The sequence below is a fragment of the Mesorhizobium sp. P3_A9 genome, from assembly GCF_056402975.1.
Genome location: NZ_JBFUGJ010000227.1, coordinates 1 through 9,928, shown reverse-complemented (window position 1 = coordinate 9,928; position 9,928 = coordinate 1). Strand labels below are relative to the sequence as shown.

The window sequence follows — 9,928 nt, the reverse complement described above, 5'->3', positions numbered from 1 at the left end:
CGTGTGTCGCATCTTGTGCTTTTGAACGCTTACGGCCAGGGTGGCAGAGTTCGGGCGAAAACCGAGGCCGAGCGGCTGGAAGCGGAAACACTCGTCAATTTCGTGCGCATTGGCTGGGGACGCGAAAACCCGGCATTCTGCCGGTTCTTCACCAATTTATTCATCCCTGACGGGACGCCGGAACAGCATCGCTGGTGGGGTGACCTCGAACGTGTGACGGCAACCCCCGACGTCGCCGCGCAGCTGCTCTCGCACATGCAGGGGATCGATGTTCTGGACCTTGCGGCAAGGCTGCGCGTGCCGACGCTGATCGCGCATAGTCGCGGCGACATGCGCGTGCCGTTCGACGAAGGCTGTAAGCTTGCGGCAGCGATTCCCGGTGCGCGCTTCGTGCCGCTTGACAGCAAGAACCACGTGCTGTTGCCGAACGAACCGGCCTGGGCGGTGTTCCAGGACGAGCTCGCCGCCTTCCTCGGGCGCGAGCGGCCCACGCAGCCGCAGGCCATCCGCGAGGCCGGCCTGACAGCCGCTGAGACGGCGCTGCTGGGGCTGGTCGCGGAGGGGCTCGACAACCGTGCGATCGCTGAGCGCCTCGACAAGAGCGTCAAGACCGTGCGCAACCAGCTGTCGGTGATCTTTAGCAAACTTGGTGTGCACAGCCGCTCGCAGGCAATCGTCATGACGCTGTCCGGCAAGGGCCGGGCGCCTGAGATGGATTGACGGCGGCATTGGCTGCGAAGGCGGGACATCTGTCCCTGTAAGGCCCGCGAATTCCCTGGCCGCGCGGGACAGGCGCATCATGCCAAGGGCCATTGCGGGTTCTATCCCTCGCATCGACGGAGCGACAAAGCGCCGTTTGAGGAGGAAACCGACATGACACAACTCAATGAAGCAACGCTCAATGAACTGGTTGGCCGCATCCTTGGCGATCTTGGCGGCGCGGTCAGCGTGCCGCTGGTCCGCATCGGCGACGCGCTCGGCCTCTACAAGACACTGCGGGAGATCGGGCCGGCAAATGCCGACGAACTTGCCGAGGCGGCGGGCTGCGCGCCCCGCTATGTCAGGGAATGGCTCTCGGCGCAGGCGGCGTCCGGCTACGTGCATTATGAGCATGGGCGGTTCTCGCTGACGCCAGAGCAGTCCTTCGTGTTTGCCGAGCCCGACAGCCCGGTCAATCTGATCGGTGGCTTCGATACAGCGGCCGCGATGGTCGAGAACCAGCCGAAGGTGCAGGCGGCCTTCAAGACCGGGCGCGGCGTTGCCTGGGGCGATCAGGCCGGCTGCCTGTTCTGCGCGGTCGCACGCCTGTTCCGGCCGGGTTACGTCAATGCACTCGTGCAGGATTGGCTGCCGGCGCTGGACGGGGTCGTCGACAGACTGAAGGCGGGAGCTGTCGTGGCCGACGTCGGCTGCGGGCACGGGCTGTCGACCATCCTGATGGCGCAGGCGTTCCCGGCTTCGCGGTTCACCGGTTATGATTTCCATCCGGCCTCGATTGCCGCCGCCACCGCGCATGCCCGCTCGCACGGGCTGACCAACCTCACTTTCGAGGTCGGCCGGGCGCAGGATTTCGGCGGCAGGGACTTCGACCTGATCACCTGCTTCGACTGCCTGCACGATATGGGCGACCCGAAGGCCGCGGCGGCGCATATCCGCCAGGCGCTGAAGAAGGGCGGCACCTGGATGGTGGTCGAGCCGATGGCCGGCAACACGCTTGAGGAAAACATCAATCCGGTCGGAAGGCTATACTACGCGGCGTCGACGATGATCTGCGTGCCGACCTCGCTGGCGCAGGAAACCGGGCTCGCGCTTGGCGCGCAGGCCGGAGAGACCCGACTGACGGAGGTCATCCAGTCCGGCGGCTTTTCGCATGTCCGGCGGGCCGCCCAGACGCCGCTCAACATGGTGCTCGAAGCGACCTGACAGACCGACATAAGCGGCACTCTCACGGCGGAGGTAAAGGTCGGTTCGGGCTGCTGTTCGAACCGGCAAGGTCACGCTTATGTCTCGTCCCTTACCGCGGCTGGGTCAGCGTGCGCGCTGCATTCGCGCCCGCGGCCAGAATGCGGTCCGACAAATCCGTTCCTTCCACCGCACGGGCCAATTGCAGGGCGCCGATGAGCGCGGCGAAGACGCCCAGCGACACGCCTTCCGGATCGCGGGTGTGCGGCGGCAGGTCCTTGGCCAACTGGCGCACCAGGGTCAGCAGCTTTTCGGTGTAGAGAGCGCGCGTCTCGGGCGGCTGACGCGTGATTTCCGGCAACAGCGCGGCGGAAGCACAGCCGGTCTCCGGATGATCCCTATGCTCGGGCGATAGATACATCGCCATCGCCAGTTCCAGGCCGCCTGAGGCCAGTGCCTCCTGCAATTGCTGCGACTGGGTCTCCAGTGCCGATGCCATGCTCTCGCGCACCAGGTCGGCCTTGGACTGGAAGTGCGGATAGAAGGCGCCATTCGTCATCCCGGCGTCGCTCATGATGCTGGCCAGTCCGGACGCGGCGATGCCGTCACCGCGGAAGCGGTGCGAAGCGACCTCCATGATCCGGCTGCGTGATGCGTCCTTCCGGCCCTTGTCATAGCGCATGATGGCTCCTTCTCGTTTCCCTATTGCATTATGAGTGTAATGTGATATTACAATCATAATTCAATGAATGATCACAAGCAAGACCTCTTACGTTTGGAGCCTTCAGAAATGAACCGGAATTCTGGAAAGACCGCTGTTGTCACCGGCGCCTCCTCAGGCATTGGCCGTGCCAGCGCCGAGATTTTGGCACGCGCCGGCTTCACTGTCTTCGGCACCAGCCGCAAGGCGTCCAGCCAAGTCATGAACGGCATATCGATGCTGGTCTGCGACGTGACCGACGACGCGTCCGTCGCGTCCCTGGTGTCGACTGTTCTCGGCAAGACCGGCCGGATAGACCTCTTGGTCAACAATGCCGGTGTCGGGCTGCTCGGCGGCGCGGAAGAATCCTCGGTCTCGCAGTCGCAGGCCCTGTTCGACGTCAACCTGTTTGGCGTCATGCGGATGACCCACGCGGTGCTGCCGGTGATGCGGCGGCTGGGCGAGGGGCGCATCGTCAATATCGGCTCGATCCTGGGGGTGGTCCCGGCGCCGTACTCGGCCCATTATTCAGCCGTCAAGCACGCGCTTGAGGGCTATTCGGAATCGCTCGACCACGAGGTTCGCGCCTTCAACATCCGCGTTTCGGTCATCGAACCGGCATATGTGCGCACGGTATTCGACCAGAACGGATTCGAGCCCGATTCCCGCATAGAGGAATATGATCAGGCGCGCGCCGCAGTCGAGGCACTGCTTCGCGAGGTGATGCCCAAGGCCGATCTGCCTGATGTGGTGGCGAAGGTGGTTCTCAAGGCCGCGACCGACAGGCATCCACTGCGGCGCTACACTGCCGGCAAGGCAGCGTGGCAGGTCAGCATGCTGCGCCGCTTCGCGCCGGCTGCGATGTTCGATAAAGTCTTGCGCAAGCAATTTCGCCTGCCTGTCTGAGCCCAGCCACTGACTTCACGCTTGTGCGACACGCAAGCATCGCTTGGCCGTTCGTGCCGGCCACCGAAATCATTTTTAGAAAGCGACCATGATGAAAGCCTTTGTTGTCGACAAGTATCAAAAGAAGGGCGCCCTGCGGCTCGCCGAGATGCCGGAACCCGAGTTGCGGGACAATGATGTCCTGGTCGAGATTCACGCTGCCGGGGTGAACCTTATCGATTCCAAGCTTCGGGACGGGGAGTTCAAGCTGATAGTGCCTTATCGCCCGCCGTTCATCCTCGGCCATGACGTGGCAGGGATCATCGTGCGGGTCGGGTCGAAAGTCCGCAGGTTCAAGCCCGGTGACGAAATCTATGCGCGGCCGCGCGACGGGCGGATCGGCACGTTCGCCGAATCCATCGCTATCGATGAAGCCGATGTGGCGCTGAAGCCAAAAAACCTCAGCATGGAGGAAGCCGCCTCGACTCCGCTGGTGGGCCTGACCGCCTGGCAGGTGCTGGTCGAGACAGCCGGGCTGAAGAAAGGCCAGAAGGTGTTTATCCAGGCCGGTTCCGGTGGCGTAGGAACCTTCGCCATCCAGCTGGCGAAGCATCTCGGCGCGACCGTCGCGACGACAGCGAGCGCGGCGAATGCCGATCTGCTGAAAGGTCTCGGGGCCGATATCGTCATCGACTACAAGAAAGACGATTTCGAGAAAATCCTGCAAGGCTACGATGTCGTCCTGAACAGCCAGGACGCCCAAACGCTCGAAAAATCCCTGCATGTGCTGAAGCCGGGCGGGAAACTCATCTCCATTTCCGGCCCGCCGGATCCTGCATTTGCCAGCAAGCAGGGGCTGAACATGGTGCTGAAGCTGATCCTGCGCCTGCTGAGCCTCGGCATACGCGGCAAGGCCAGGCGCGCCGGTGTCGGGTATTCGTTCCTGTTCATGTGGGCGCAGGGCGATCAGTTGGGCAAGATCACCTCGCTCATCGAATCCGGCGTCATACGCCCCGTCATGGATCGGACGTTTCCGTTCGAGAAGACCAACGAGGCATTGGCCTATGTCGAAACCGGGCGTGCCAAGGGCAAGGTCGTCGTCAAGGTCAGATAGGGAGAGTGTTCGCAGGAAGACCGTTGCTTCAGAGCGTTGGTGCCGTCTCGATCTCCTGGAGATAAAACGTCTTGCTCGGCTGCAAATGGTCGACACAGAGCTGCGCCAGCACCCAATTGTCCCGGCGCTTCAGCGCCTCGATCATCATTGCGTGGTGTTGGCGCGAGACGTCGAGCTTTTCCCGGTCGGCCAGTGAATTGGCCCGCACCGGCAGGCTGAGACGCATATAATGCTCGATCGAGGAGACGAGATAGGCGTTGCCGCAGGCCGAGAACATTGTGAGGTGGAAACGGTCATTGGCCTCGTGGATGCCGCGCAGGTAGCCCGCGTCGACATGGCTGCTGTAGATGCGATGAATCTCGGTCAATTGCGCGATCAGTTCGTCGCTGACCGGCAGCGGGATCATCAGCGCCGCCTGGCGCTGCAGCATTTCGCGCACTTCGTAGATCTGCCGCACCTCGTCTGGCGAGAGCCGGCGCACCATGGCGCCTTTGTTGCGCTCGCGCGTGACGATGCCGAGTTTTTCCAGCTGGTAGAGCGCCTGGCGGATGATGTGGCGTGAAACCGGGAAGCGGGCGAGCAGCACATCCTCGACCAGGCGCGTGCCGGGCGCCAGCCGGCCGAAGATGATGTCCTCCTCCAGCGCGTGCACCGTGTCGGCTTCCTTGCCGCCATAGTCGAAGCTGTTGAGCATCGCGAACCCTTGTATTCCCCGGCCAACCCCTTGTTGGCGCCAGGCCGACCTTGCCGGCCCGGACAAATTCTTGTTGGCCAAGGCTAATCTTTGTTGACCCGGGATGCCACTCCAGAGCGGTCCGCCGTTTCAAAGAAACTGCGAACCGCTCTATCGCTTTGTTTTGACGCAATTCCTGTGGGGAAAGCGCTACGCGCTTTTCCGGGAAACCCGGTTCACACTTTCTCTGGAATTGCCTGGTCTTCGCGCACAAGGCTGGCCACAAGCTGGTCGAGGCGTGGGTCATCGAGGCTGACGATGCCGGACATCTGCAGCGCCTGCCTCAGGCTGATCCTGCCTGTCTCCTGGCGCATGATGACCTTGACGCAGACCGGCCTCGTTCCGGTCAGGACGAAGGCGCTGCCGACCAGGACCGGCTCCGAGAACGGCGCCCACTGGACGGCAACGATCGACGGCTCGCCGGTCTGGCGGCGGTTGATGCCGGCGAAATAGATCCAGTTCAGCTGCGAGATCGCCACGCCATAATGCCAGCCCGGCGCCCGCGCTCCGCCCCGGCGGAGGCCTTCGGCCCAGCGGGTCACGCGCCTGAAAGTCACCTGCTCGGCCCCGCGCCGCACGAAGGTGACCGACCGCATCAGAAGGTCGGGCCGATCCGGAACCGCGAAGTAGGTGAAATAGGTGCCGCCGGCCAGCGCCGGCGCCGGGCCGCGCACCATGTTCTCGTAGAGCGTCTGGTGGAGCGGTGACAGCAACGGGTGCTCGGGCGCGGCGGGTTCCGGCGCGCGGTACAATTCATCCTCGTCAATGCGGAAATAGGCGCAGATCAGCTTCGCTGTCGCGCGGTTGGGCACGCTCTTGCCTTGCAGATAGCGCTCGAACTGCGAGCGGTTCATGTCCAGCCCGCGGCATACGGCGGCCACCGACGCATGGCCGGAAACCAGCCGTCGCAGATTCGCGGCAAGATTCTTGCGGATTGGCACGACACGCCCCTCGACAGCCGTCCGAACCATTGTTCAGCAATTGCTTATATTGCTGCAATCTTGCACAACATCGCGTTGCTGCGAATGGGACCTTAGGCCAATACGCGGCGGCTATTGGTCGGCATCCGTTAGTCGTTGCGGAAATGCGCAAATTGTACGGTTTCGTACTCTGCGCCTATGCAAGTCAGGCGAATGGGCGTAATTTAGTACGAAGAGCGACCTAGATCGGCGTCTCGACATCGAATGATGGAGAGTGCTTTGGACAATGCAGAGCTCATCGATCTTCTCGACTATACTCACACTCAATTGAGCAAGATCCGCCAGACGGTCGCGGCAAGCAACCATGCCGGCACCATGTTCACCATCGATTGCCTGATCGGCGCGGCGGCCGAGCAGACGAAGTGCAAGCTCGCCGGCCTCGAGCATGCCGGCATGCCTGTTGGCAGGGATGCGCCTGTTGGCAGGGATGCGCCAGTCGGCGCGAGCGGCACTGTTGCCCGCTTCCAGGCAAGGGCGGCCAAGCCGGACGCCGGCAAGGCAGCGACGCGCGTGCGGCGCCTGCCTTGAGCCTTTTCGCCAGACTTCGCGCCGGCAGCCGTGCGGCGGTCTTGATACCTTACAGATATGTCAAGTTGGGTTCGTCTCCCATGGACGGCTACGACGCGCATGAGAACAGCCATGATTTTGTCGCTGAACATCCGGACTGGCGGGTGTTGCGCGGCTGGCTGATGTCTCCAGGCGACATTCTCGACAAGCATGTCATCGTCGAGAACCCTCGGACCGGGCAGCGCTTCGACGTGACGCCGCTCGATCCGCGCGTGCCATTCTTCGAGCATCCGGGCACGGCGGAAGAGTTCGACGGATTGTGGCACCAGATCAGCATGCCTCCCTATTCGCCGCCAGCGCGGCTGGTGGTGATGGAGGCAAGCGACGAGATCGGGCGTGGCGAAAGTCCGGTGGCGTCGGATGCCGGGACGTCCGGTGGGAATGCCGACGCTTGATGTGTCGGCCGGCGATGATCGTTCCGATCAGCCCGGCATGATCTCACCGATCAGCCTGATATATTCCGCTTCGGGTTCGCCGTAACCGCCATTGGCGAGTTCCAGCAGCCCGGCGCGGTCGCGAATGACGATCTCGCCGCGGCGCGAGCGGATCAGCGCGCGGCCTTCCAGAAGTTGCAAGGCGACAGTCACGCCGGGCCGCCGCACGCCAAGCATGATTGAAAGGAATTCGTGGGTGATGGCAAGGCGTTCGCCGGGCACCCGGTCGTCGCACATCAGCAGCCAGCGCGCCAGCCGCTCCTCGAGTTTCAGCCTTGCATTGACCAGCGCCGTACAGCCGGCCTGGGTGTGCAGGGCGTTGACGAAGCGCAGCAGGAACAGGCGCAAGGTCGGGCTTGCCGCAAGGGCCGTGTTGAAAGGCGCGGCATCGATGCGGATGGCTTCGCCTTCGAGCTGCACGTAACAGGCATGCGCCGAACGGTCGTCGCCCATCACCAGGGCGGTTCCGGTCATGCCTTCGAAGCCGACGAAGCCGACCTCCGCCTCGTGGCCGCTCGTCGTCCTGGCGACGACCGAGCCAATGCCCCGTTCGAGAAAATAGACCGCCTCGATCGGGACATGGGGCGTGACAAGCATCATGCGCAGCGGTAATTCGCAGCGCTGCATATGCGGCTCCAGCAACGCCAGATCATCCGCGCTCATGTGCAGCAGCAATTGGTTTCGGTAGTGATGATTTCGGTCGAGATCAGGTTTAGTCATGGCGCGGCCCCATGCAGGGCAAGAGCCATCCGATCTCCCAGCCGTCCGCGCCCGTATCAACGTGCCGACGATCGCTCAGATATAGGGGCTTTGAACGAAGAAACCTACAAATACAGTCTGGAATTCGATGCACGGCGTCCCCCACAGCCGCTCGCATACGAAAAGATCGACGTCAAAGTTAGTGTCGGAAACGTACCAAACGTCTCTTGGTACGAAACCGACATATTGCGCGAAGGCTTGACTTGGAGGATGGCGGAGAAAATCCGCCGGCTAACGACCAGACGGCTGTTGCAGGCTGCTCGACTTGATCCCCGGATTTTCCGAAAATGTGTCTGAGCAGATCATGGCTTGGACAAGCCGGCGGCCCGCTCCAGGCTCGCAATCCGCTTGTCGGTTTCCGACTGCGCGACCTGCATCAGCGTATCGATCTCGATCATCGCCTCGAGATGGCGCGCATCGATAACCGCCTTTCGCGCCAGGCTCAGGAACCCCCTGACAGTCCGCAAGGTCTCGACAATGCTGGGTTGATCCGGCACAGGCGGCCCTCCTCGGGTTACAACCCTGAAGCAGGACCAACGTTCCACCGTGAATTGACTTGCATCGCCGAACGGGAGTGGCCCTGGACATTGCGGGCTGGATCGTGCCCAAAGAGATCTTGCCGGTTCCGCAAGTATCCGCGTGGCGTCAGTTGGCGTCGATGATTTTTCGCGGGGCTTTGCCAGTTGCGCTCTTGCGCCTGGACGCAGCAGGTGGGGCAGGAGCAGGGGCGTCGGCAGAGAGCCGCTGGGCCCGCAGCCGGGCTGTCTTGGCTTCACGAGCTTGACGTTCCAGATCAATGATCGTTTGGGACTCGCGGGTGGCGCGTTCAATCCGGTCCTTGTCCTGGGGCAGTCGGGCCACGGCATCCTCCTTTGCTTCGGTGGCACTGAAAATGCGGACCGAAGGAAAATGTTCCAGCAGCCGGGACTCGGTACGGAAACGACATCACATTTGTTGTTGTGTGCGCGCACGATGGCCTTAGAACTCAGATGTCACCGGCCACGAACCGGGCGCTGGTGCTTGAGAGTTCCTGTACTCCCGCCCTGCCGGGAGACATCGGATGGAAGACGACCAAGGCCCGGGCGGCATGATATCCGCTCACGATTCCCACATTTTGAGAAATGCCTTCAAGGCATCGATCGCCGAACTGCAATTGCCGGAAGGGCAATGGGTGGAGCACGCCACGGCGATGATGCGCGACCTCACCGGCAGCCTTCACGTCGATACCGGCTTCATCGAGTGGATCATCCGCAAGTGAAGCCGCCCGCCGCTAGGCAGGCGAACGACAACGGCAAGGCTGAAGATCACCTTGTAATGGTGACGTTGGGCATACGCGCCACCCTTGAGGGCCTGGCTGCCCCTGTCGAAATGCTGAGCGAGGTTTTAAGCTTCGAGGCCCTGGCGGACGCCATCGCGCCGACGTCGACGCGATAGGCTGATATTCTTACGAAGGCTTCGTCTTGCTAGCGCCCTGTTCGCCGCTCAGAAGACCGAAATCCCCGGAACGCGTGCCGCTGTTGGCATGCAGAAAGCCTTCGGCAGCCAGGCCACGGCGCAGCAGTTCACGCACTGCAGCCGCGCGGCTCGGCATGCGCTTGTCGAAACGCCATGTGTCGAGCGCCGCGAATTCCTCTTCGTTCAGCATCACCTGCAGCCGTTCGGGGCGTTCAAGATTGTCGGTCATCATGGCCTCCTGCTTCCGGCAATCCAGCCGGTGAGCCGAATGAGTAAGTGACTTATCTGTTCCACAATTTGCCAATGGCCTATTTGGTTCCGAGGTAGTCAAACACTTTTGTTGCGCCACATACTCATAGTGCCTGGGTTTCATCACCGGCTAAACATACTAACTAATTG

General features: G+C 62.3%; 14 protein-coding genes. 7 read left to right on the top strand and 7 right to left on the bottom strand.

Going from position 1 to position 9,928, the window contains the following annotated elements; translation table 11 throughout:
* Together AC1DX0_RS24620 and AC1DX0_RS24615 are read left to right on the top strand one after the other, a co-directional pair.
* The coding region (locus AC1DX0_RS24620; protein ID WP_477357148.1) for a helix-turn-helix transcriptional regulator at positions 1-720 on the top strand (720 nt) is incomplete at its 5' end.
* Between the two features lie 153 nt (positions 721-873).
* Positions 874-1,923 carry a class I SAM-dependent methyltransferase gene (locus AC1DX0_RS24615; protein ID WP_477222699.1) on the top strand — a complete coding sequence of 350 codons (1,050 nt, stop codon included), beginning with the start codon at positions 874-876 and terminating at the stop codon, positions 1,921-1,923.
* A gap of 91 nt (positions 1,924-2,014) precedes the next feature.
* On the opposite strand, the gene AC1DX0_RS24610 is transcribed toward AC1DX0_RS24615, so the two are convergent.
* A complete protein-coding gene (locus tag AC1DX0_RS24610) occupies positions 2,015-2,584 on the bottom strand; it encodes a TetR/AcrR family transcriptional regulator (protein ID WP_477222698.1) in 570 nt (189 codons plus the stop codon).
* A gap of 108 nt (positions 2,585-2,692) precedes the next feature.
* Here AC1DX0_RS24610 and AC1DX0_RS24605 point away from each other — a divergent pair, with 108 nt between their 5' ends.
* Entirely contained in the window at positions 2,693-3,508 is an 816-nt protein-coding gene (locus tag AC1DX0_RS24605; RefSeq protein ID WP_477222697.1) for an oxidoreductase, read from the top strand.
* A gap of 91 nt (positions 3,509-3,599) precedes the next feature.
* Positions 3,600-4,601, top strand: a complete 1,002-nt coding sequence (locus tag AC1DX0_RS24600; RefSeq protein WP_477222945.1) for an NADP-dependent oxidoreductase — start codon at positions 3,600-3,602, stop codon at positions 4,599-4,601.
* Positions 4,602-4,629: 28 nt separating this feature from the next.
* Here AC1DX0_RS24600 and AC1DX0_RS24595 read toward each other — a convergent pair whose 3' ends face one another.
* Both AC1DX0_RS24595 and AC1DX0_RS24590 read right to left on the bottom strand, forming a co-directional pair.
* Positions 4,630-5,295, bottom strand: a complete 666-nt coding sequence (locus tag AC1DX0_RS24595; RefSeq protein WP_477222696.1) for a GntR family transcriptional regulator — start codon at positions 5,293-5,295, stop codon at positions 4,630-4,632.
* Between the two features lie 215 nt (positions 5,296-5,510).
* Positions 5,511-6,275 carry a helix-turn-helix domain-containing protein gene (locus AC1DX0_RS24590; RefSeq protein ID WP_477222695.1) on the bottom strand — a complete coding sequence of 255 codons (765 nt, stop codon included), beginning with the start codon at positions 6,273-6,275 and terminating at the stop codon, positions 5,511-5,513.
* A 258-nt stretch (positions 6,276-6,533) separates the two neighbouring features.
* Between AC1DX0_RS24590 and AC1DX0_RS24585 the strand changes: the two genes are divergently transcribed.
* On the top strand, positions 6,534-6,842 hold the full coding sequence (locus AC1DX0_RS24585; protein ID WP_477222694.1) for a hypothetical protein: 309 nt from the start codon (positions 6,534-6,536) through the stop codon (positions 6,840-6,842).
* 80 nt (positions 6,843-6,922) lie between these two features.
* Positions 6,923-7,276 carry a hypothetical protein gene (locus AC1DX0_RS24580; protein ID WP_477222693.1) on the top strand — a complete coding sequence of 118 codons (354 nt, stop codon included), beginning with the start codon at positions 6,923-6,925 and terminating at the stop codon, positions 7,274-7,276.
* Positions 7,277-7,303: 27 nt separating this feature from the next.
* Here the strand turns inward: AC1DX0_RS24580 and AC1DX0_RS24575 are convergent, their stop codons facing one another.
* The 3 genes from AC1DX0_RS24575 to AC1DX0_RS24565 form a co-directional block, all read right to left on the bottom strand.
* Positions 7,304-8,035, bottom strand: a complete 732-nt coding sequence (locus tag AC1DX0_RS24575) for a Crp/Fnr family transcriptional regulator (protein ID WP_477222692.1) — start codon at positions 8,033-8,035, stop codon at positions 7,304-7,306.
* Positions 8,036-8,376: 341 nt separating this feature from the next.
* On the bottom strand, positions 8,377-8,571 hold the full coding sequence (locus tag AC1DX0_RS24570) for a hypothetical protein (protein ID WP_477222691.1): 195 nt from the start codon (positions 8,569-8,571) through the stop codon (positions 8,377-8,379).
* A gap of 148 nt (positions 8,572-8,719) precedes the next feature.
* Positions 8,720-8,935, bottom strand: coding sequence for a hypothetical protein (locus AC1DX0_RS24565; protein WP_477222690.1), 216 nt, complete (start codon positions 8,933-8,935; stop codon positions 8,720-8,722).
* A 199-nt stretch (positions 8,936-9,134) separates the two neighbouring features.
* Between AC1DX0_RS24565 and AC1DX0_RS24560 the strand changes: the two genes are divergently transcribed.
* The gene (locus tag AC1DX0_RS24560) at positions 9,135-9,332 is read left to right on the top strand and encodes a hypothetical protein (RefSeq protein ID WP_477222689.1); all 198 of its coding nucleotides are present in this window, start codon (positions 9,135-9,137) and stop codon (positions 9,330-9,332) included.
* 186 nt (positions 9,333-9,518) lie between these two features.
* On the opposite strand, the gene AC1DX0_RS24555 is transcribed toward AC1DX0_RS24560, so the two are convergent.
* Positions 9,519-9,758, bottom strand: a complete 240-nt coding sequence (locus tag AC1DX0_RS24555) for a hypothetical protein (RefSeq protein WP_477222688.1) — start codon at positions 9,756-9,758, stop codon at positions 9,519-9,521.
* Between the last annotated feature and the right edge of the window lie 170 nt (positions 9,759-9,928).